This is a genomic window from Burkholderia sp. L27(2015), assembly GCF_009765705.1.
Lineage (GTDB): Bacteria > Pseudomonadota > Gammaproteobacteria > Burkholderiales > Burkholderiaceae > LMUX01.
The window spans coordinates 50,282-71,394 of the sequence record NZ_LMUX01000007.1 but is presented as its reverse complement, the minus strand read 5'-3'; the positions used below and the strand labels follow the sequence as shown (position 1 = coordinate 71,394).

The following is a 21,113-nucleotide window of genomic DNA, read 5'->3' as shown; positions in this document are numbered from 1 at the left end:
TGCTCAATCGCCATCTCCGAGTGCCGCGAGCAACTCGGCTTGATGCTCGCTGACCAGCGAGCGAACCAACTCGTCGAGATCGCCATCCATGATGTAGTCGAGCTTGTAGAGCGTTAGGTTGATACGATGATCGGTCATGCGCCCTTGCGGAAAATTGTAGGTGCGGATGCGCTCCGAGCGATCCCCGGAACCGACCAGGCTCTTGCGCGTTGCCGCTTCCTTGGCATGCTGTTCCTGTGCCTGCTTGTCGTTAATGCGCGCCGCCAGCACCTTCAGAGCCTTGTCCTTGTTCTTGTGCTGCGAGCGGTCGTCCTGGCATTCGACGACGATCCCGGTCGGCAGGTGAGTCACGCGCACCGCGGAATCGGTCTTGTTGATGTGCTGCCCACCCGCACCCGAAGCGCGGAACGTATCGATACGCAAATCCGCGGGGTTGATCACCACGTCGCTCAATTCGTCGGCCTCCGGCATCACCGCGACCGTGCACGCCGAGGTGTGAATGCGCCCCTGCGCTTCGGTCTCGGGCACGCGCTGCACCCGGTGACCGCCCGATTCGAACTTCAAGTGCGAAAACGCGCCCTGACCGATGATGCGGATAATCACTTCCTTGTAACCTCCCAGGTCCGATGCGCTTTCCGACATCATTTCCACCTGCCAGCGCTGCCGTTCCGCATAACGCATGTACATGCGCAGCAACGCGCCCGCAAACAGCGCGCTCTCATCGCCACCGGTGCCGGCGCGGATTTCCAGAAAGATATTGCGCTCGTCGTTGGGATCTTTGGGCAGCAGCATCTTTTGCAGTGCCTCCTCTAGCGCGGCCATCTGCGTGCGCGCCGAACCCACTTCCTCTTCGGCAAAGGCCTTCATCGACGGGTCCGAGGCCAGTTCGAGCGCGGTCGCCTCGTCGGTGTGAGCCTGTTTCCACAATTCGTATTGCTCCACCAGCGGCGACAATTCGGCATGCTCGCGGGTCAACTTGCGATATTGGTCGAGATTGGCGGTGACATCGGGCTGATTCAACAATAAACCGAGCTCGGCCAGCCGGGTCACCAGCTGATCGAGTTTGTCTTGCATGCTTTTTTTCATTACGCGTACCGATAACAACGTCGGGATGGAGAGGGGAGAGCCGATACGGCAGGGCGTCGGCGCGCCTCGCGGGAGGACGCCTGCGAGCGCGCCTGAAACAGGCGTCGCGCGAGCGAGCGGCGCTAACGGTCTGAAGAACCCGAGGACTTGAACAGTTCTGGCAGCAGCGTCACCAGCGACTCGCGCTGGTGGCCGCTCGCGTGGTTCAGCGCGTGGGTCGGGCCATGCAGGAATTTGTTGGTGAGCGATTGCGACAGCGCTTCCAGCACGCTGGCCGGGTCGTCGCCGCGCGCCAGCATCTTTTGCGCGCGTTCCAGTTCGAAGCGGCGCACTTGGTCGGCTTGCGCGTGCAGGCCGCGGATCACCGGTACCACGCTGCGCGCATCGATCCACTGCATGAAATGCTGCACGCGGGTTTCGATGATCGCTTCGGCTTGTGCAACGGCGGCCTGACGCAAGGCATTGCCCTGGCTCACGATGGTGCCCAGATCGTCGACCGTATAGAGAAACACGTCTTCGAGCTTGCCGACCTCCGGTTCGATATCGCGCGGCACGGCCAGGTCGACCATGAAAATCGGCCGACGACGGCGTGCTCGCAAAGCGCTTTCGACCGCGCCCAAGCCGATGATAGGCAAAGTGCTGGCAGTACACGAAACCACGATATCGAATTCGTGTAGCCGCGCAGGCACATCCGACAGCGGCATCGCGTGGCCGTTAAAGCGGTCGGCCAGTTTCGCGCCGCGCTCGGCGGTGCGATTGGCGACCACCAGCTCGCGCGGGTTTTGCGCGGCAAAATGCGTGGCGCAAAGATCGATCATTTCGCCCGCGCCGATAAACAGCACGCGCTGGGTCGAAATGTTTTCGAAAATGCGCTGGGCCAGCCTGACTGCTGCGGCCGCCATGGATACCGAATGCGCACCGATCTCCGTCTGGCCCCGTACTTCCTTGGCCACCGCAAAGGTGCGCTGGAATAACTGGTTCAGGTAAGTGCCCAACGCGCCGGCTTCGGACGCGGTACGTACGGCATCCTTGAGCTGACCGAGAATCTGCGTTTCGCCCAGCACCATGGAGTCCAGCCCGCTCGCGACGCGAAACGCATGGCGTATCGCTTCTGACTGCGGAAGCGCATAAACATGTGGCGCAAGTTCTTCGGGCGGCAGGTTGTGATATCTCGACAGCCAGAGCACCGCTTGCTCGCGCGCGGCCCGATCGTCGGTTGCGCAATACAGTTCGGTGCGATTGCAGGTCGAGAGAATCGCCGCTTCCGCCACGTTGAGTTTGGGCGGTGCGTCGGCGCGCCGCGTCTCGCGGCCCAGCCACGCCTGTTTAAGCGTCAGCAGGGCCGGTTTGATCTGCTCGAGCGGGAACGCCACGCGTTCGCGTAAAGCGACCGGCGCGGTGTGATGATTGATCCCGATGGCAAGCAGTTGCATGTCTGGCCGACTCCTAAGGCCGATATTATAGCGTTTTTGGATTTTTCTCATTTTCAATGAATGGCGGGTGTGCAGCTTGACGCTTCGGGCCGGCCGGGGCGTCGCGTGCGGGCCGCTTGCGCGTATCCGGCGCCGGCCATTACACTCGGCCGATAGCCGAAGCGCGCAGTGCCTGAGTGCAGCGCATGAGGGGCGCGCGCCCGAACGCGCGGGAAACGTAAAAAAGCAGCGCGAAAGCAGCGTGTGAAAGCCGCGCGCAGGGTTCATCAGGGCAAAGGGGGCACATGGGCTGGATCGGTACGATATTCTTGGGAGCGGTAGTGGGCCTATCTGGCTGGTGGTTGCAACGCCCGCGCGCGCGAGCGGGCATGCGTCTTTGGTTGGTCGTGGTATTGGCCGCTGCCGCGGCGGTCGTTGCCAAGCTGGCAGGCAATTTGACCGGTTTCTTTTACGATGGCCAAACCCTGGAGTGGCTGGCGACCGTGCTGGCTGCCATTGCAACAGTTACGGTGTTGGGCAGCGTAGCGGCGCGCTAAGCCGCACTTTGATCTATCCGGACCGGGTTCGTCGCGGCGGCAGCCGCCCAGGCGGCCTAGTCTCAACCGACAGGTTTCAACATGAATGCACGAACCCCCGTTTCCGCTCCGGCACAACGCCTGGAGCGCCTGCGCGCTGCGCTGCGCGAACAAGGGTTGGCTGCTTGCATCGTGCCTTCCTCCGATCCGCATTTGTCCGAATACCTGCCGCAGCGCTGGCAAGGGCGCAGCTGGTTGTCCGGGTTCACCGGTTCGGTCGGCACATTGGTGGCTACCGAGACGTTCGCCGGGCTGTGGGTCGACAGTCGCTATTGGGTGCAAGCCGAAGCGCAGTTGGCCGGGAGCGGCATCGAATTGATGAAAATCCGCGCCGGGGAAACCCAGCCGCACGCGGATTGGTTAGCCGCCAATCTGCCGCAGGGCGCGCGGGTGGCGGTTGACGGTACCGTGCTCGCGATGGCGGCTGCCCGCGCCTTGCAAGGTGTACTGAGCGCGCGCGGCATTGAGCTCGCGACCGATATCGATCTGCTCGATGCGGTCTGGCCGGATCGGCCCAGCTTGCCGACGGCCCAGGTGTTTGCTCATGAGGCGCCGTTTGCGCCGCATACGCGCGCCGAAAAGCTCGCGCTGGTACGTCAGGCCATGCAGGCGCATGGCGCCGACTGGCACTTTATCTCGACGCTCGACGATATCGCTTGGTTGCTCAACTTGCGCGGCGCGGACGTTAGCTACAACCCGGTATATGTCGCCCACTTGCTGCTCGGCCACGATCGCGCGGCGCTTTTTGTCGCGGAGGGCAAGATTTCAGCGGAACTGGCCCAGGCTTTGGCCGCGGATCGCATCAAGTTGGCGCCTTACGCCGAGGTATCGGCGGCGCTTGCCGCATTGCCGGCCCAAACCAAACTGCTGATCGATCCACGTCGAGTGACCTATGGTTTGGTGCAAGCGGTGGACGCGAGCCGTGTCGCGCTGGTCGAGGCGGTGAACCCCTCGACGTTTGCCAAGTCTCGCAAGAGCGAAGCCGAAGCGGCGCAAGTGCGCGCGACGATGGAGCAGGATGGCGCGGCGCTTTGCGAATTTTTCGCGTGGTTCGAGGCGGTGCAGGGTGGTGGGGCGCAAGGTAGTGAAGCGCAAGGAAGTGAACCTCAGGACGGTGAAGCGCCGCGTAGCGAAAGGATTACCGAGCTAACCATCGATGAACATCTGAGTGCCGCGCGCGCCCGGCGGCCGGGTTTCATTTCGTTGAGCTTTGCGACGATAGCCGGCTTCAACGCCAACGGTGCAATGCCGCACTACCGCGCCACCGCCGAAGCGCATTCGGTGATCGAAGGCGATGGTTTGCTGCTCATCGACTCCGGCGGTCAGTATGTGAGCGGCACGACCGATATCACCCGTGTCGTACCGATCGGCACGCCGAGCGCTGAGCAAAAGCGCGATTTCACGATAGTGCTCAAAGGCGTGATTGCGCTTTCTCGAGCGCGCTTTCCGCGCGGGATTCGCTCGCCGATGCTCGATGCCCTGGCGCGCGCACCGATGTGGCAGGCGGGCCTCGATTACGGCCACGGTACCGGCCACGGCGTCGGATATTTTCTGAACGTGCACGAAGGGCCGCAGGTCATTTCGTACCATGCGCCGGCCGAGCCTTACACCGCGATGGAGGCGGGCATGATCACGTCGATCGAACCGGGGGTTTATCGGCCGGGTGGCTGGGGCGTGCGCATCGAGAATCTCGTGCTCAACGTGCCCGATGGGGAGTCCGAGTTCGGGACATTCCTCAAATTCGAGACGCTTACGCTGTGTCCGATCGATACGCGCTGCCTTGATCGAACATTGCTCAGCACGGAAGAGATCGCCTGGCTCAACGACTATCATGCAACGGTGCGGGCGCGCCTGGCACCGCATGTCAGTGGGGCCGCCGCGAGTTGGTTGATGGAGCGCACCGAAGCGATCAAGATGTTGGCGCCGTATCCAGACTCTGACGCCCGCATTTAGACCGCTGGCACCACAAAAAGAAACAGGCCCGCAAGCTCGGTGAAGACCGGGCCTGCGGGCCTGTTTTGCTGACGTTGGCGCTAAAGCGATCTAACCCGGCAATTTAACCTGGCGATCCAATGCAGCGATTTAACGCGTAATCGGCTTATACCGCAGCCGCTTCGGCTTGGCCCCTTCCGCGCCCAGGCGTTTGACCTTGTCGGCCTCGTATTCCTGATAGTTACCGTTGAAGAATACCGCCTGCGATTCGCCTTCGAATGCCAGGATGTGTGTCGCGATCCGATCGAGAAACCAGCGATCGTGCGAGATCACCATCACCGAGCCGGCGAATTCCAGCAGCGCATCTTCAAGCGCACGCAGCGTTTCCACGTCGAGGTCATTGGACGGTTCATCCAGCAGCAGCACATTGCCGCCCGCGATCAGCGTCTTGGCCATATGCAGCCGGCCGCGCTCACCGCCCGACAAGTTGCCGACCACTTTCTGCTGGTCGCCACCCTTGAAGTTGAAGCGCCCGATGTAGGCGCGAGACGGTGTTTCGTATTTGCCCACGGTCAGGATATCGGCACCGCCTGAAATTTCCTCGAACACGGTCTTGTCGCTCGACAGCGCGTCGCGGCTCTGGTCCACATAAGCGAGCTTGACGGTCGGGCCGATTTTCACGGTGCCGCTATCGGGCGTTTCCTGTCCGGTGATCATGCGAAACAGCGTCGATTTACCGGCGCCGTTCGGCCCGATGATGCCGACGATTGCGCCGGCCGGAATCGAAAAATTCAGGTTGTCGATCAGCAGCCGGTCGCCATACGCTTTGCTGACGTTGACGAACTCAATCACTTCATTGCCGAGGCGGTCCGCCACCGGAATAAAGATTTCCTGCGTTTCGTTGCGCTTCTGATATTCCTGGCTATTGAGCTCTTCGAAACGCGCAATCCGCGCCTTCGATTTGGCTTGACGGCCTTTCGGATTCTGACGCACCCATTCGAGCTCCTTGTGCAGCGCTTTCTGGCGCGCCGACTCCGTGGACTCTTCCTGTTTCAGGCGCGTTTCTTTCTGATCCAGCCATGAGCTGTAATTGCCCTTCCATGGGATGCCTTGTCCACGGTCCAATTCCAGGATCCATTCCGCGGCATTGTCGAGGAAGTAGCGATCGTGGGTGACGGCCACCACGGTGCCGGGGAAGTGGGTGAGGAACTGCTCCAGCCAGTCGACCGATTCCGCGTCCAAGTGGTTGGTCGGCTCATCGAGCAGCAACATGTCGGGTTTGGACAGCAGCAATTGGCACAGCGCAACGCGGCGCTTTTCGCCACCCGACAGGTGGCCGATCTTGGCGTCCCAGGCCGGCAGGCGCAATGCGTCGGCGGCGATCTCCAACTGCTGCTCCGGGCTGGCGCCGTCGCTGGCCGCGATGATCGCTTCATACTTGGCTTGTTCGGCCGCGAGCGCGTCGAAGTCGGCATCTTCTTCGGCGTAGGCCGCGTAGATCTCTTCGAGCTTTTGCTGTGCCGAGAAAATTTCGCCCAGGCCTGCTTCGACCGCCTGACGCACGGTGAATTCCGGATCGATCACCGGTTCTTGCGGCAGATAGCCGATCGACAGATTCGGCATCGGCGTGGCTTCGCCTTCGATTTCCGTATCCAGGCCGGCCATGATCTTCAGCACGGTCGATTTGCCCGAGCCGTTCAGGCCGAGCACGCCGATCTTGGCGCCAGGGAAAAACGACAAATTGATATTCTTCAGAATCTGGCGTTTGGGCGGGACGATCTTGCCCACCCGATTCATGGTGAAAACATACTGTGCCATAGCGAGTCCGGATAACTTTGATGGAAGAGGGTGGCGGGGTGCGTGACAAAGCGTGAGACCCGGCGCAACAAGCAGTTATTGTACGGGATCGGGCTGCGGGATTCACGGGCAACCGGCGAGAAGCTCACGAGACGGCGCCGAGAGGTCGGCGAGAAGTGGGCGAGAAGCGCGCCCGCGCGTGTGGCAACCGCAAGCGGGGTGGCCGTGTCAGGTCCAACCCATATTGACACCCATGAGAGCAGGCAACACCATTGAGCCCGAGCGCGAGCGAGCGTCACCTCGGGGTTACCTTCTTAATCAGGACTGGGAAAAAGCATGCCTACACGTCGTCAATTCGTCAGCGCCTTGGGCGCCACCGGAATCGGTGCCATGTTGCCTTTAAGCGCGTTGCATGCGCAAACGGGAGGCGAAGCGGCGATGGCGCGCATCAAACGCACGGGGACTTTGCGTAGCGGCATGGTGGCGGGCGCTGCGCCCTACTTTGCCAAAGATATCGCGACCGGACAGTGGCTGGGCTTCGGCGCCGATTTTGCGCGCGACCTGGCCAGCGCGCTCGGCGTCAAGCTGCAGTATGTGGAGACGACCTGGGGCAATGCGGTGCTCGACTTGCAGTCCAACAAGATCGATTGCATGTTCGGCCTGGGGCCGACCGAACAGCGCCGCAAGATGATAGGGTTCACCGACCCGGTGTTCCACAACACTTTTACCATTGTCGCGCGCAAGGGCTACAACCCGACCACCTGGGCCGAGATCAACAAGCCGGACGCGCGCATCGCCGTCGATGTGGGTTCGAACCAGGATCAGTTCGCCACGCGCACGCTGCCCAATGCGACTGTGCGACGTTATGACACCTCGGGCGACGCCACGCTCGCGTTGCAGACCGGCCGTGCCGATGCCCAGGTGCTGGTCGTGGTGCTGGCCGCCACGGTGCTCGCGAAGGCGCCGGGCCTGGGGCATATGGTGATACCCACGCCGGTCGAGGGCACCGATGTGTGCGCGGGGATCCAGCAAGAAAGCGATCCGGCGCTGATGAACTTCATCAACCAGTGGCTCGCGGAGATGCACCGCACCGGCAAGACCCGCGCCACGATACTCGCCAATATGGAAAAGCTCGTCGGTATCAAGGCGACGGATTTTCCGAAAGACGCGTCGTTTTAAGCTAGCTGCGGTGCTGGTGCTGGTGCTGGTGCTGGTGCTGAGCGCGGCTCAGCTCAGCGGCGCATGCAAACACTTGCTCTCAAGACGCTGCGGCACCCGCATTAAAGCGCGCCAAAAACGCTTGCGTAGCCGCCTGCGCCGGCCGGTCGATCAGTTGCGCCGCGGGGCCACTTTCGACGACCACACCATCGCGCATGAACACCACCTCGTCGGCCACCTCGCGGGCAAACGCGATTTCATGCGTGACCAGCACCATCGTCATACCGGCTTGCGCCAGCGTCCTGATCACGCTCAATACTTCGCCAACCAGCTCGGGGTCGAGCGCCGAGGTGGCTTCGTCGAACAACATCACCTCGGGTTGCAGCGCAAGCGCCCGGGCGATCGCCACGCGCTGCTTCTGTCCACCCGATAAATTGTTCGGATAAGCCTGTGCGCGATCGGCCAGACCAACTCGAGTCAGCAACTCGCGAGCCTGTTCGGCCGCTTCGGCGTGCGGTCTTTTCAGCACCGTCAGCATGCCCTCCATGACGTTTTGCAAAACCGTCATATGCGGGAACAAGTTGAAATGCTGGAACACCATGCCGGTGTTGGCGCGAAACTTCGCAAGCTGACGATCCGGCGGCAACGCACGCTTGTGCGCGTCGAAATCGAAACTGTGAGAGCCGACCTGCAAATGCCCCCCATCGGGAATCGTGAGCAGATTGATGCACCTGAGCAGTGTCGATTTGCCGGAACCCGACGGGCCGATGATGGCGACCACCTTGCCTTTTTCGACCGTCAGCGAAATGTCCTTGAGCACGACCTGCGCATTGAATTGCTTGCGCAGACGCGTGAGGGTGATCATTGGTTCTGCCATGTTTGTCTCGTCCCGGTCACGCGTTGTCTTGCTTGGCGAGCCGGGTTTCCAGCCGCTTGGAGATAATCGTCGCGGGCAGCAGGACGACGAAATAGCAAATGGCCACGATCGTGTAGATTTCGAGCGGGCGATAGGAATCGTGCGCGGCGGATTGCCCCTGATAGAGCAAATCGGGAACCGCAAGCACCGACAGCAAAGAGGTATTTTTTAGCTGCATGATGGACTGGCTCATCAGCGGCGGCACCATGCGTTTGAACGCCTGCGGCAGGATCACGCGGCGCATCACCTGGGCGCGGGTCATGCCGATCGCCATGCCGGCCTCGGTCTGGCCCGCGTCGATCGAGATCACGCCGGCACGCACGATCTCCGAATAGAATGCGCCGCCGTAGAGCGATAGCGCCAGCACTGCGGCGGTGGCCGCCGACATGTCGATGCCGGTGAGTATCGGCAACGCGTAGTAAAACCAGATCAATTGCACGAGTACCGGCGTGCAGCGAAACAGTTCTACATAGGCACGCAGTGGCGCGCGGATCAGCACGCTTTTCGCCAGCCGGCCTAGACCGGTGACCAGGCCGATCAGCAGGCCCAGGCCGACGCAAACCACCGTGTAAAGCAGCGTGTATAACAGGCCCTGAAACAACAAGGAGCGGTAAGCCCAGACTGCGCCAAAATCCCAGTGATACACAATGCCTCTCGCGTTTAATCGGTCACCTTGGCTGTAGCCCGGCGACCGCGGTTACTTAGGTAGCTGTCGCCTGCCGTGAGGCTGAGCCTGGGCGGAGATAGGCGACGGGGCGTCGGGTGTATACGACTTTTGCGTCGTCGATTGAGCTGCGGTCGTCGCCACTGCTTCAGTCCTCGCCGACGCGTCGGACGTCGACTGTGTCGCGGCCGTCGGTGATGTAAGCGTCGTGATTCTGGCCCGATTGCGGCCAGCTTGTCTATTGGGGATGACCGACTTGAAAGCCAACAAACTGTTCCTTAGCCTCCCGCGCCGGCCGCAGAGCGGTGTTAAGACTACCGGGTTACGCGGATAAAAAAAAGCCCGCTGAACGCGGGCTTAGACACTTGCAAAATTCCTGATATATCGAGGAATTGTATTTTGGGCTAGGTAGGCTAAATCAACACACTAGACGTTGAACAAGAAATTCAGCACGTCGCCATCATGCACGACATATTCCTTCCCTTCAGCGCGCATCTTGCCCGCTTCCTTCGCGCCTTGTTCACCCTTGAAGGCGATGAAGTCATTGAAGGCTATCGTCTGCGCGCGGATAAAGCCGCGTTCAAAGTCGGTATGGATGACGCCGGCAGCCTGGGGCGCCGTGTCGCCTACATGGATGGTCCAGGCACGCACTTCCTTCACGCCTGCGGTGAAATAGGTCTGCAAACCGAGCAAGCGGAACCCGGCGCGGATCACGCGGGCCAAGCCTGGTTCTTCCATGCCCATGTCGGCCAGAAACACGCCCATATCTTCTTCAGGCAAGTCGGCAATTTCCGCTTCGATCGCGGCGCACACAGCCACAACCGGCGCCTTCTCGGATTCGGCGTATTTTGTTACGACGTCGAGCAGCGGGTTGTTGTGGAAGCCGTCGTCTTTCACGTTCGCGACGTACATGGTCGGTTTGGCGGTGATCAGGCAGAACGGCTTGAGCAGCACGAGTTCATCATCGGACAAATCGAGCGCACGTACCGGTTTGGCTTGATCGAGCTGCGCACGCACGCGTTCGAGCACGGCGGCGAGCTTGATCGCTTCCTTATCGTTGCCCGACTTGGCCGCCTTGGTATAGCGCGACAATGCTTTCTCGACCGTGGCCAAGTCGGCCAGTGCCAACTCGGTATTGATCACTTCGATGTCGGACAGCGGATCGATCTTGCCGGCCACATGGATCACGTTCGGATCTTCGAAGCAGCGCACCACATGCGTAATTGCGTCGGTTTCGCGGATGTTGGCGAGGAATTTGTTGCCCAGCCCTTCGCCCTTGGACGCGCCCGCGACCAGGCCGGCGATATCGACAAATTCGACGATGGCCGGCACGATGCGCTCCGGCTTGACGATCTCGGCCAGCGCCTGCAGGCGCGGATCCGGCACTTCGACGATACCGACGTTCGGCTCTATCGTGCAGAACGGGTAATTTTCAGCGGCGATGCCGGCTTTGGTCAGTGCATTAAACAGGGTGGACTTGCCGACGTTGGGCAAGCCGACAATGCCGCATTTGAGGCTCATGGGATCCTTCGCGAATCGGGTTCAGGCGGACCGGGTGGGCTCGAACGAAGGGTTCGGAGTGGCTTGGCGCCAGCCTGGGCGCGCGCCTCGACGCTGCGCCGGGGTCGGGCGCAGTCGCCGTTCACCACCGGGGAAACCGCTATTGTACCGTTGCGGCTGCGGTGCAGCGCAAACACGTAGATGCACACATCAATGCGAACGTCGATGCATAAGCAGATACGCGAGTCGATGCGCAGGCCAATATACCCTGGCAGACGCCGCGCGCGCGGGGCTAAGCGCAAAAGCGCACGCAGGGCACCGCTGCCGCGTTCTGCCCGATCAGGCGGCCAAAGCGCTGACGCCCACTTTTTCAAGCTTCATGACACGTTCAAGCTGCAGCGCGAGGTTCTGATTGCAGGCTTCGCTCACCGGCGTCATGGGCAGCCGCAGCGTTTCGCGCAACCAGCCTTGTTGTGCAAGCGCGGCCTTCAGGGGAGCCGGATTCGGCTCTGAAAACAGCGTTTCAATCAGCGGCTTGAGTTGCTGGAACAACGCCGTCGCCGCAGCGCCACGCCCTTGTCGAACCTGCTGATAAAGCGATACGAACAGATCGGGCCGAATGTGAGCGGACGCGCAAATTGTTCCGCTGGCACCCATCAACAAGCTCGCCAGCAACAAGATATCGTCGCCGCAAAGCACGTCCAGTTGTGGAATCTCAAGCAGGTTCAGCATTTGCGGCACGTCGCCCGCCGATTCCTTGATGGCCGGGAAGCGCCCCGTAGCCACCAGCTTCGCCACCGTGACGGGCGTCATATTGACGCCGGTGCGCGACGGGATGTTGTACAGCACGACAGGATGACGCGTGGCCGAGGCCAACTTCAGATAATGCGCGATGATGCCGGCCTGCGACGGTTTGACATAAGCCGGCGGCGATATCAGCAGACCCGCCAGGTCGAAGCCGTCGAGCAAGCGTACGCGCTGCGCCAGCGCATCGGTATGGTTGCCGGCCACGCCCATCATGACGGGGCAGCGCCCTTGCACGGCTTCAAGCACCGCGCTGAGCAACGCATGCTGTTCGGTGGGCGAAAGCGTCGCGGCTTCCCCGGTGGTGCCGCATACGACAAGTCCGGCCACACCTGCGTCGGCATAGAAGCGCGCGAGACGCTGAGCGGTGGCGAGATCGACTGCGCCGGCTTCGGCGGGGTCCTGGGCATTAAACTGGAACGGGGTGATGAGCGGCACCCAGACGCCGCTGAAGCGGGTAGCGGATTTCATCGTGAATTCTCTTAGGCGGGGGCAATTCGGCCGATTTCGGCTTCGGGCAAGGTCCTGAGGACCAGCGCGATGACGCTGTGCAGTGCGGGGCGGGTCAAGCCCAGCCATACTCTGACGCGAGTGGTGTGACGCGGGTCGGGTTGTACGCGCAGGAGTTGGATCAGGCCTTCGCGGGCGCCGAACATGTTGCGTCGGAAGGTGGCTAACAGGGATTCGTCGAGGGTGATTTGCAACATGACGCGTTCTTCGGTTACGCGTGTGCGGCGGTCCGGTGCGCTGCGCGTCGGATGCGCGCCCAACATTGCACGCATCGAATCAGACGAGTGGCGCGCTTTGATATGAGCGTAGCGTGCCGCGGGGAAGTGGGTTCGTACTATTGCAGATCGAGCTGTTCGAGCTGTTACATCGTTACGGTTAAAGGACTGCAGGGCAGTGGCATGGCCCATGACTTAGACTCACTGGTTGTGGAACACGACACCAGTGTAGGCAGCAGCGCGTAAAAAGCCGGTAAAAAAACCCCCGTCTGGCTGTAAACGTTTGTATACGAGCCAACCCGCGAGCCAACCCGCGAAACCCCGCAAATCTTCGCGACACCCTGGGGCATAAAATCCAGCTCACCGGCCCCGGCGTTTGCCAAACGACCGACAGGCGCCCGGCTATAATGCAACGATGACACTACAAACATATGACATCGCGGTCGTCGGCGGCGGTTTGCTCGGCAAGACATCCGCGCTGGCCCTGGCGCAGTCCGGTCTACGCGTGGCCTTGCTGGCAAGCCCGGCGCCGGCCGCGCCGACGCCCGACGGCTACGACTCGCGCGTGTATGCGTTTTCGTCGAGTTCGCAAGCGCTGCTCGAACAGTTGCGGGTTTGGCCAGCGCTCGATCGAGCACGCCTGACTCCGGTTTTCGATATGCGGGTGTTTGGCGACGCATTGGCACAACTTCATTTTTCCGCGTTCCAGGCTGCAGTGCCGCAGTTGGCGTGGATTGTCGAATCCGGCTTGGTCGAGCGCGCTCTCGATGCCGCGCTGGGCTTTCAACCGAACGTGACCTGGATCGCGCAGCGTGCACAGGCGCTGACGGTGGACGCAAAAGCGGCGACGCTGACACTGGACAGCGGTGCAAGCCTGCAAGCGCGGTTGGTGGTAGGCGCGGACGGCGCTCATTCGTGGGTACGTTCGCAGACCGAAGCACAAGTCAAACAGCGCGACTACCGGCAAACCGGCATCGTCGCCAATTTTCGCGCGGCCTTGCCGCACGGTGAAACCGCTTATCAATGGTTCAGCCACGGCGAAATCATTGCTCTGCTGCCATTGCCCGATCAGCACGTGTCCTTGGTGTGGTCGGCTGAGTCGGCGCATGCGCAGGCCTTGCTCGCGCTCGAACCGGCGCAACTGGCCGCGCAGGTCGAGCAAGCCGTCGGCAGCAAATTGGGCGCGCTTGAATGTGTGACGCCGGCCCGCGGCTTTGCGTTGGTGCTGCAGGAGGTGGATCGCTTGATCGCACCGCGCATTGCGCTGGTGGGCGACGCCGCCCACACGATACATCCGCTGGCGGGCCAAGGCATGAATCTCGGTATGCGCGATGTGGCCTCGCTGGTCGATGTCGTCGGGCAGCGCGAACCTTTTCGCGATCCGGGCGATCTGATCTTGCTGCGCCGTTACGAACGTTCGCGCCGCGCCGATATTCAAAAACTGGTGATCGCGACCGATGGCTTGCACCGGCTCTTTGCGGCACCGGGGGCTATGGTGCGTGGTGCGCGCAATCTGGGAATGTCGCTGGTGGCGTCCCAACCGCTGATCAAACGTTGGCTGGTCTCAAGCGCGCTGGGCTGATTTTTTAGGGCTTGGCGGCGCATCCGTACAGGTCTAATGGTTTAAACGAGGATAGATATGAACGCAAAGATGCGCTTGGGCGCCCGGCTGGTTGGCGCGATTGGCGTCGCATTGGTATTGGCCGGCACGGCCAGTGCGGACGGGGTGACCGACAAGATCAAGGCGACGCTGCAAGATCGGCTAGGTGCCGACGCACCCATCCAGAGCGTGAGCAAAACGCCCGTGGCCGGGCTGTACGAGGTCAATCTCGGCAATCAGATTATCTATAGCGATGCGGCAGGCAACTACGTGTTGATCGGCGATTTGCTCGACACCCAGACTCACACCAATTTGACGCAGGCGAAGCTGGCCGAGCAAAACAAGGTGGGCTTCGATACCTTGCCGCTCGCGGATGCAATCAAGGTAGTCAAAGGCAACGGCAGTCGAAAGATCGCCGTATTTTCCGACCCGAATTGCCCGTTTTGCAAACGGTTGGAAGAGAGCTTGAAGGACGTCAACAACATTACCGTCTACACCTTTCTGTATCCCGTGCTGACACCGGATTCCAGCGTGAAATCGAAAATCATCTGGTGTGCGTCCGACCGAGCCGCGGCTTGGGAAAACTGGATGGTGAACCATAAAACCCCGACCGGCTCGGGGCAATGCGATACCGCGGCTCTCGACAAGAACCTGGCGCTGGGCCAGCGCCTGAAGGTGGACGGCACGCCCACCATCATTCTGGCTGACGGTCGCCGGCTGCCGGGCGCGGTGTCGGCCGACGAGCTCGAAAAGCAACTCGCCACGATTCACTGATTTTTTTCTTTCAATCTATCTCGCTGCCGATGAAGCCCGTCCTTTACTCGATTGTTCCCAAAGATCCAAGCGCTCATCTATTCGAAGTCACGCTCACGCTGAGCGATCCCGACCCGCAGGGGCAGCGTTTCATGCTGCCAGTCTGGATTCCGGGCAGCTATATGGTGCGCGAATTCGCCCGCAACATCGTGACGCTGACGGCCGCCTCGGCGGATGGCCGACGGGTGGCAATCGAAAAAACCGACAAGCACAGTTGGCAGGCGGCTCCGGTTCGCGGCGCGTTGACGCTCACCTACGAGGTGTATGCGTGGGATCTGTCGGTGCGCGCGGCGCACCTGGACGATACCGTCGGCTTTTTCAACGGCACCAGCGTGTTCCTCGCGGCGCTTGGCCATGAAGCGGCGCCGTGTCGTGTCGAGTTGCGCAAGCCCGAAGGCGAGGCCTATGCCGACTGGCGCGTGGCAACCGCGCTGAGCGAAGCGCGGGGTACCCGCCGCTACGCGTTCGGGCAATACCACGCCGCCGACTACGACGAGCTGATTGACCATCCAGTGACATTGGGCCGTTTCGCGCTGGGCCAGTTCAAGGCTCATGGGGTGCCGCACGATGTCGTGATTAGCGGCCGCGTGCCGGGGCTCGATCTCGAACGCCTGACCACCGATCTCAAGCAGATCTGCGAAACGCAGATTGCGCTGTTCGAACCCAAGACTCATGCCGCGCCGGTCGATCGGTATGTGTTCATGACCATGGCCGTGACCGATGGTTATGGGGGCCTCGAACACCGGGCGTCGACGGCGTTGATCTGCAATCGCGCCGATTTGCCGTGCCAAGGGCAGACGGGTACGGCGGCTTTGACCGAAGGCTATCGCACGTATCTCGGGCTATGCAGCCACGAGTATTTCCACACGTGGAACGTCAAACGCATCAAGCCGGCGCGTTTCGCGCCCTACGATTTGACGCAGGAAAACTATAGCTCGCTGCTCTGGCTGTTCGAAGGCTTCACGTCGTATTACGACGACTTGATGTTGGTGCGCAGCAAGGCCATCACGGGCGACGACTATTTGCAATTGCTGGGCAAGACGATCGCCGGCGTACTGCGCGGCAGTGGACGCTTGAAGCAAAGCGTGGCACAGAGTTCATTTGACGCATGGGTCAAGTATTACCGGCAGGACGAGAATGCGCCCAATGCGATCGTCAGCTACTACACCAAAGGATCGCTGGTGGCGTTGGCGTTCGACCTGTCGATACGCTTGCAAACACGCAACCGCCGTTCGCTTGACGACGTGATGCGTCTATTGTGGGCGCGCTATGGACGTGACTTTTACCGCGGCAATCCACAGGGCATCGAAGAGCAGGACGTGGAGGCACTGATCGCCGAAGCGACGGGCGCGGATCTGCGCAAGCTGTTTGCGCTCGCGGTCCACGGCACGCGCGATCTTCCGATGCAGGCGTTGCTGGAACCGTTCGGTATTACGCTGGCGCCCGACGCCGGCGCGGGCAAACCGTCGCTCGGGGCACGCGTGCGCGGCGGCGCCGAGTGTACGCTTGCGAGCGTGTATGAGAACGGCGCGGCGCATCGAGCCGGGCTATCGGCAGGTGATGTCCTTGTGGCGCTCGATGGACTGCGCGTAACCGGCAGTAATCTTGACAGTTTGTTGACGCGTTATCGTAGCGGCGAGCGCATTGAAGTACATGCCTTCCATCGCGACGAATTGCGTGGCTACACCGTCAAGTTGGATGCTCCGGATGTCGCTCGCTATCGACTCACTGCTTCGCAGGCCCGTGGCACGGCGCGCAAATGGCGCGAAGCGTGGTTGGGCGAATAACTGAAGGCAGCGCCGACGGCCCCGGTTTCCAATCGGAGGCCGGGCCAAATCGATTAGCTACATTTTTAGGACAATCCGTCACGCTGCAAGGGCTTGTTCCGTTTCGAGCGCGGTCTAGAATCCTGACTTAACGAACCACCTGTTCGATAACTCACTCAGGAAACTCTCATGACCACGATACTCCAAGTCAACTCGGCCGCTCGTTCGCAAGGCGCTCAATCCACGCTGCTGGCAAGCGAACTCGTTGCCAAGCTGAAGACCAAATTCGGCGGCGCGCAAGTCACGGTGCGTGATCTGCTGAACGAAGGCACCACGCATTTGAACGACGACACGCTAGGCGCATTCTTCACGCCGGGCGACAAGCGCAGCGCGGCACAGCAGCAAGTCGTCGACCGCAGCGACGCGTTGATCACGGAATTGCAAGCAGCCGATATCATCGTGCTGGGTGTGCCGATGTACAACTTCGGCATCTCCTCGCAACTCAAGGCGTATTTCGACTGGATCGCCCGTGCTGGCGTGACGTTCCGCTATACCCCGGAAGGCGTTCCCGAAGGTCTGGTAAAGGGCAAGAAAGTGTATGTGGTGGCGGCGCGCGGCGGCAAATACTCGGGCACCCCGAACGATACGCAAACGCCGTATCTGAAAACCTTCCTGGGTTTCCTGGGCATGACCGACGTCGAGTTCATCTACGCTGAAGGTTTGGCGATGGGTGAAGCGGCCGCCAACGATGCACGTGCATCGGCGCGTCAGGCGATCGCGGCGGTTTAATGATCGTTATGGTTTAGGGGTTGTTGCGGTTTGACGATAGGCGCGGCTTAACGATAGGTCCTTTTTGGCGATAGCCGCGTCTCTCACAATCGCTCAGTTCCAAAACCAGCAAGGCAAAAAAAATCCCCGCTTGCACGCGCCGTCTGGATCGACAGCGTGGGCAAACGGGGATGATGTTTTTTTAACGCGGCTTTCTAGCGCTGGTAATGGCTTCCGCAACGTTGGACGGCGTTTCGGCGTAGTGCTTGAACTCCATCGTATAGGTCGCGCGACCTTGCGTGAGCGAACGCAGCGAGGTCGAGTAGCCGAACATCTCGGCCAACGGCACTTCGGCGCGTACTACCTTGCCGCCGCCGCCCGCGATATCTTCCATGCCCTGCACCATGCCGCGCCGCGACGAAAGATCGCCAATCACGTTGCCCATGAAGTCTTCCGGCGTTTCCACCTCGACCGCCATCATCGGCTCAAGCAGCACCGGCTTGGCGCGTCGCATGCCTTCCTTGAAGGCCATCGACCCGGCCATCCGGAACGCGTTTTCGTTCGAGTCAACGTCGTGGTATGAACCGAACACCAGCGTGACCTTGACGTCCACCACCGGATAGCCCGCCAGCACGCCTGACTTCAGCGTTTCCTGGATACCCTTGTCCACCGCAGGGATATATTCACGCGGCACGACCCCGCCCTTGATCGCATCGACAAACTCATATCCCTTGCCTTGCGGTTGCGGGTCGAGGTTCAGCACTGCGTGGCCGTATTGGCCGCGGCCGCCCGACTGCTTGACGAACTTGCCTTCGACATCGCTGACCGAGGTCTTGATGGTTTCCCGGTACGCGACCTGCGGCTTGCCCACGGTCGCTTCGACACCGAATTCACGCCGCATGCGGTCCACCAGAATTTCCAGGTGCAACTCGCCCATCCCGGAAATGATGGTCTGGCCCGATTCCTCATCGGTTTGAACCCGGAACGACGGATCTTCCTGGGCGAGCCGATTCAGCGCAATGCCCATTTTCTCCTGGTCGACCTTGGTCTTGGGTTCGACCGCCTGCGAGATCACCGGCTCAGGGAAGATCATGCGTTCCAGGATGATGATGTGAGCGGGGTCGCATAGCGTGTCGCCCGTGGTCGCATCTTTCAAGCCGACTGCCGCGGCAATGTCGCCCGCATGCACGACCTTGATTTCGTGACGCTCGTTGGCATGCATCTGCAGGATCCGGCCGAGCCGCTCTTTCTTGGCTTTGACCGGGTTGTAGACGGTATCGCCCGAATTGGCCACGCCCGAATAAACGCGGAAGAAAATCAATTGGCCGACGAACGGATCGGTCATGATCTTGAAGGCGAGTGCCGAAAACGGCTCGTCGTCGCTCGGATGGCGCTCGGCCGTTTCGTCGTCTTCGGTATGGCCCATGATGGCGGGCACGTCGAGCGGCGACGGCAGGTAGTCGATCACTGCGTCGAGCATGGCCTGCACGCCTTTGTTCTTGAACGCGCTGCCGCACAGCATCGGCACGATCTCGTTGGCGATGGTGCGTACGCGCAGCGCGGCCTTGATCTCGTCTTCGGTCAGCGCTTCGCCGCCGATGTATTTGTCGAGCAGTTCCTCGCTGGCTTCGGCCGCGGCTTCGACCATTTTTTCGCGCCATTCATGGGCCAGATCGAGCAGCTCGGGCGGCACTTCACGGTATTCGAACTTGACGCCCTGGCTGGCGTCGTCCCAAAAAATTGCCTTCATCTTGACCAGGTCGACCACGCCCTGGAAATGCTCTTCAGCGCCGATCGGAATCTGGATGGGCACGCCGACGCCTTTCAGCCGTTCGGCGATTTGTCTTTGCACGCGAAAGAAATCGGCGCCGACCCGATCCATCTTGTTGACGAAAGCGATACGCGGCACTTTGTACTTGTTGGCTTGGCGCCAGACGGTTTCCGATTGCGGCTGAACACCGCCCACCGAGTCGTACACCATGCAGGCGCCATCGAGCACGCGCATCGAGCGCTCCACCTCGATGGTGAAGTCGACGTGGCCCGGGGTGTCGATGATATTGATGTGGTGCTCGGGATAATTGCCGGCCATGCCTTTCCAGAAGGCGGTGGTAGCCGCCGACGTGATCGTGATGCCGCGCTCTTGCTCCTGCTCCATCCAGTCCATCGTCGCAGCACCGTCATGCACTTCACCGATTTTATGATTCACGCCGGTGTAGAAGAGAATGCGCTCGGTCGTGGTGGTCTTGCCGGCGTCAATGTGGGCGCTAATGCCAATATTTCGATAGCGCTCGATCGGTGTTTTGCGACTCATAACAGCTCCTTTATCGAATAGGTCAGCCGTACCGGCCCAACAGGGTCGCTCCAGCACGCACGGGGCATACAGGCGGGCGACCGAAGGCCGTCACGGCGGACTCGCAGTGCGCGCGGCTCGTGGTCGAAAAATCGTGACCGGGAATTCAGGCCAGGAATTTAGGCTGGGATTTAGGCCAAAGCGCAAGGCCGAAAACTTGACGAAGACCGCGCAGCGACAATAACGATAGCACTTGCCGGGGTCGCCCGCCTGCATAAGACAGATAAAACCTGCAGACGTTGCGTCGGCGGCCGCGGGAATCGGCTGGGGTAAGCAGCTCAAGTAACCGCCTGCGGCAACCGGCTCAGGTAACCGGCTCAGGTAACCGGCTCAGGTAACCGGCAGGCCCCAGTCTATGGGTGTGCGGCCGGTGGCGACGAGCGCCGCGTTGGCCTTGACAAAGTGGCCGCACCCGAGGAAACCACGGTGCGCCGAGAGCGGCGAGGGGTGGGGCGCTTCGAGGATGGTATGGCGCTGCGGATTCAGCAGCGCTCGTTTGGCCTGCGCGTGGGCGCCCCACAACATGAAGACGAGGCCGTCGTAGCGGTTCGCCAACTCGGCCAGCAGGGTGTCGGTGCAGGGCTCCCAGCCGCGTTTTGCGTGGCTGGCGGCCAGGCCGGCCTCGACCGTGAGCACGGTATTAAGCAGCAGCACGCCTTGCCGAGCCCAGGCATCCAGGCAGCCATGCGAGGGAATCGGCAGGTCCAGGCTGGCGGCCTGTTCCTTGAATATATTTTTCAGCGATGGCGGTGGCCGCACGCCGGGGGGGACCGAAAAGGCCAGGCCGTGAGCCTGCGGCCGGCCGTGGTCGTCGCCGTGATAAGGGTCTTGCCCCAGGATCACGACTTTGACATCTTGCGCACGGGTCAGGTGCAGGCTACGAAATACCTCCGCCGGGTAGATGGTCTTGCCGGCGGCGCGTTCGCCGTCGACAAAATCGCACAGGCTCGCGCAGATGGGGCTGGCCGTAAACGGCGTCAGCACGGCATGCCAGTCCGGCGGCAGTTCGGTGAACTGGTGCGCCAGCGCGGCCGGGCTCATGGTGGGCGGTGCGGCATCCGGCGCAGCATCAGGCGCGTGAGCGGTATCGAAGAGCCCCGCTTGCGTGGCTGTGCCGCTCGAACGTTGACGGGTTCCGGACCGCGGGCGTGGAGGAGTGGGTGCCATGGTGCTCGCAAAAAATGGAATAAAGCCGGGAGGGCTGGCGATGCGTTGCTCGCCGGCTC

The 21,113-nt window shown here is 61.3% G+C and carries 17 protein-coding genes; 7 read left to right on the top strand and 10 right to left on the bottom strand.

Translation table 11 applies throughout. The features are described 5' to 3' along the window. Window positions 1-3: 3 nt before the first annotated feature. Both prfA and hemA read right to left on the bottom strand, forming a co-directional pair. Window positions 4-1,086, bottom strand: a complete 1,083-nt coding sequence (gene prfA / locus GSQ77_RS02170) for a peptide chain release factor 1 (RefSeq protein WP_158898588.1) — start codon at window positions 1,084-1,086, stop codon at window positions 4-6. A gap of 122 nt (window positions 1,087-1,208) precedes the next feature. Further along, on the bottom strand, window positions 1,209-2,519 hold the full coding sequence (gene hemA, locus GSQ77_RS02165) for a glutamyl-tRNA reductase (protein ID WP_158898586.1): 1,311 nt from the start codon (window positions 2,517-2,519) through the stop codon (window positions 1,209-1,211). 368 nt (window positions 2,520-2,887) lie between these two features. Between hemA and GSQ77_RS02160 the strand changes: the two genes are divergently transcribed. Both GSQ77_RS02160 and GSQ77_RS02155 read left to right on the top strand, forming a co-directional pair. Beyond that, window positions 2,888-3,055 carry a hypothetical protein gene (locus tag GSQ77_RS02160; RefSeq protein ID WP_158898584.1) on the top strand — a complete coding sequence of 56 codons (168 nt, stop codon included), beginning with the start codon at window positions 2,888-2,890 and terminating at the stop codon, window positions 3,053-3,055. Window positions 3,056-3,136: 81 nt separating this feature from the next. Further along, window positions 3,137-5,047: an aminopeptidase P family protein gene (locus tag GSQ77_RS02155; RefSeq protein ID WP_158898582.1), complete on the top strand. Its 1,911-nt coding sequence runs from the start codon at window positions 3,137-3,139 to the stop codon at window positions 5,045-5,047. Window positions 5,048-5,176: 129 nt separating this feature from the next. Here GSQ77_RS02155 and ettA read toward each other — a convergent pair whose 3' ends face one another. After that, the gene (ettA, locus tag GSQ77_RS02150) at window positions 5,177-6,844 is read right to left on the bottom strand and encodes an energy-dependent translational throttle protein EttA (RefSeq protein ID WP_158898580.1); all 1,668 of its coding nucleotides are present in this window, start codon (window positions 6,842-6,844) and stop codon (window positions 5,177-5,179) included. Between the two features lie 315 nt (window positions 6,845-7,159). Here ettA and GSQ77_RS02145 point away from each other — a divergent pair, with 315 nt between their 5' ends. Then, window positions 7,160-8,002: a transporter substrate-binding domain-containing protein gene (locus GSQ77_RS02145; protein ID WP_158898578.1), complete on the top strand. Its 843-nt coding sequence runs from the start codon at window positions 7,160-7,162 to the stop codon at window positions 8,000-8,002. Window positions 8,003-8,081: 79 nt separating this feature from the next. Here the strand turns inward: GSQ77_RS02145 and GSQ77_RS02140 are convergent, their stop codons facing one another. The 5 genes from GSQ77_RS02140 to GSQ77_RS02120 form a co-directional block, all read right to left on the bottom strand. After that, window positions 8,082-8,858, bottom strand: a complete 777-nt coding sequence (locus tag GSQ77_RS02140) for an amino acid ABC transporter ATP-binding protein (protein ID WP_158898576.1) — start codon at window positions 8,856-8,858, stop codon at window positions 8,082-8,084. A 16-nt stretch (window positions 8,859-8,874) separates the two neighbouring features. After that, window positions 8,875-9,543, bottom strand: a complete 669-nt coding sequence (locus GSQ77_RS02135; protein ID WP_158898575.1) for an amino acid ABC transporter permease — start codon at window positions 9,541-9,543, stop codon at window positions 8,875-8,877. A gap of 444 nt (window positions 9,544-9,987) precedes the next feature. Next, window positions 9,988-11,082, bottom strand: coding sequence for a redox-regulated ATPase YchF (gene ychF / locus GSQ77_RS02130; protein WP_158898573.1), 1,095 nt, complete (start codon window positions 11,080-11,082; stop codon window positions 9,988-9,990). Window positions 11,083-11,400: 318 nt separating this feature from the next. After that, the gene (gene dapA, locus GSQ77_RS02125; RefSeq protein ID WP_158898571.1) at window positions 11,401-12,336 is read right to left on the bottom strand and encodes a 4-hydroxy-tetrahydrodipicolinate synthase; all 936 of its coding nucleotides are present in this window, start codon (window positions 12,334-12,336) and stop codon (window positions 11,401-11,403) included. A gap of 11 nt (window positions 12,337-12,347) precedes the next feature. After that, a complete protein-coding gene (locus tag GSQ77_RS02120; RefSeq protein WP_158898569.1) occupies window positions 12,348-12,572 on the bottom strand; it encodes a hypothetical protein in 225 nt (74 codons plus the stop codon). Between the two features lie 433 nt (window positions 12,573-13,005). Here GSQ77_RS02120 and GSQ77_RS02115 point away from each other — a divergent pair, with 433 nt between their 5' ends. The 4 genes from GSQ77_RS02115 (at window position 13,006) to GSQ77_RS02100 (ending at window position 17,558) form a co-directional block, all read left to right on the top strand. After that, window positions 13,006-14,172 carry a UbiH/UbiF family hydroxylase gene (locus GSQ77_RS02115; protein WP_158898567.1) on the top strand — a complete coding sequence of 389 codons (1,167 nt, stop codon included), beginning with the start codon at window positions 13,006-13,008 and terminating at the stop codon, window positions 14,170-14,172. 69 nt (window positions 14,173-14,241) lie between these two features. Then, window positions 14,242-14,964 (top strand): DsbC family protein, encoded by a 723-nt coding sequence (locus tag GSQ77_RS02110; protein WP_254067413.1) that lies wholly within the window; start codon window positions 14,242-14,244, stop codon window positions 14,962-14,964. Between the two features lie 29 nt (window positions 14,965-14,993). Further along, window positions 14,994-16,790 carry a M61 family metallopeptidase gene (locus GSQ77_RS02105; RefSeq protein ID WP_158898563.1) on the top strand — a complete coding sequence of 599 codons (1,797 nt, stop codon included), beginning with the start codon at window positions 14,994-14,996 and terminating at the stop codon, window positions 16,788-16,790. 168 nt (window positions 16,791-16,958) lie between these two features. Further along, window positions 16,959-17,558 (top strand): FMN-dependent NADH-azoreductase, encoded by a 600-nt coding sequence (locus GSQ77_RS02100; protein WP_158898561.1) that lies wholly within the window; start codon window positions 16,959-16,961, stop codon window positions 17,556-17,558. A 181-nt stretch (window positions 17,559-17,739) separates the two neighbouring features. Here GSQ77_RS02100 and fusA read toward each other — a convergent pair whose 3' ends face one another. Both fusA and GSQ77_RS02090 read right to left on the bottom strand, forming a co-directional pair. Next, a complete protein-coding gene (gene fusA, locus GSQ77_RS02095; protein ID WP_158898559.1) occupies window positions 17,740-19,848 on the bottom strand; it encodes an elongation factor G in 2,109 nt (702 codons plus the stop codon). 369 nt (window positions 19,849-20,217) lie between these two features. After that, window positions 20,218-20,928, bottom strand: a complete 711-nt coding sequence (locus GSQ77_RS02090; protein ID WP_254067412.1) for a uracil-DNA glycosylase — start codon at window positions 20,926-20,928, stop codon at window positions 20,218-20,220. Between the last annotated feature and the right edge of the window lie 185 nt (window positions 20,929-21,113).

What these genes read in the sequence shown, in the direction of transcription:
- prfA (WP_158898588.1), bottom strand. Translation starts at nt 1,086, where the DNA reads ATGAAAAAAAGCATGCAAGACAAACTCGATCAGCTGGTGACCCGGCTG.
- hemA (WP_158898586.1), bottom strand. Translation starts at nt 2,519, where the DNA reads ATGCAACTGCTTGCCATCGGGATCAATCATCACACCGCGCCGGTCGCT.
- GSQ77_RS02160 (WP_158898584.1), top strand. Translation starts at nt 2,888, where the DNA reads ATGCGTCTTTGGTTGGTCGTGGTATTGGCCGCTGCCGCGGCGGTCGTT.
- GSQ77_RS02155 (WP_158898582.1), top strand. Translation starts at nt 3,137, where the DNA reads ATGAATGCACGAACCCCCGTTTCCGCTCCGGCACAACGCCTGGAGCGC.
- ettA (WP_158898580.1), bottom strand. Translation starts at nt 6,844, where the DNA reads ATGGCACAGTATGTTTTCACCATGAATCGGGTGGGCAAGATCGTCCCG.
- GSQ77_RS02145 (WP_158898578.1), top strand. Translation starts at nt 7,160, where the DNA reads ATGCCTACACGTCGTCAATTCGTCAGCGCCTTGGGCGCCACCGGAATC.
- GSQ77_RS02140 (WP_158898576.1), bottom strand. Translation starts at nt 8,858, where the DNA reads ATGGCAGAACCAATGATCACCCTCACGCGTCTGCGCAAGCAATTCAAT.
- ychF (WP_158898573.1), bottom strand. Translation starts at nt 11,082, where the DNA reads ATGAGCCTCAAATGCGGCATTGTCGGCTTGCCCAACGTCGGCAAGTCC.
- dapA (WP_158898571.1), bottom strand. Translation starts at nt 12,336, where the DNA reads ATGAAATCCGCTACCCGCTTCAGCGGCGTCTGGGTGCCGCTCATCACC.
- GSQ77_RS02120 (WP_158898569.1), bottom strand. Translation starts at nt 12,572, where the DNA reads ATGTTGCAAATCACCCTCGACGAATCCCTGTTAGCCACCTTCCGACGC.
- GSQ77_RS02115 (WP_158898567.1), top strand. Translation starts at nt 13,006, where the DNA reads ATGACACTACAAACATATGACATCGCGGTCGTCGGCGGCGGTTTGCTC.
- GSQ77_RS02110 (WP_254067413.1), top strand. Translation starts at nt 14,242, where the DNA reads ATGCGCTTGGGCGCCCGGCTGGTTGGCGCGATTGGCGTCGCATTGGTA.
- GSQ77_RS02105 (WP_158898563.1), top strand. Translation starts at nt 14,994, where the DNA reads ATGAAGCCCGTCCTTTACTCGATTGTTCCCAAAGATCCAAGCGCTCAT.
- GSQ77_RS02100 (WP_158898561.1), top strand. Translation starts at nt 16,959, where the DNA reads ATGACCACGATACTCCAAGTCAACTCGGCCGCTCGTTCGCAAGGCGCT.
- fusA (WP_158898559.1), bottom strand. Translation starts at nt 19,848, where the DNA reads ATGAGTCGCAAAACACCGATCGAGCGCTATCGAAATATTGGCATTAGC.
- GSQ77_RS02090 (WP_254067412.1), bottom strand. Translation starts at nt 20,928, where the DNA reads ATGAGCCCGGCCGCGCTGGCGCACCAGTTCACCGAACTGCCGCCGGAC.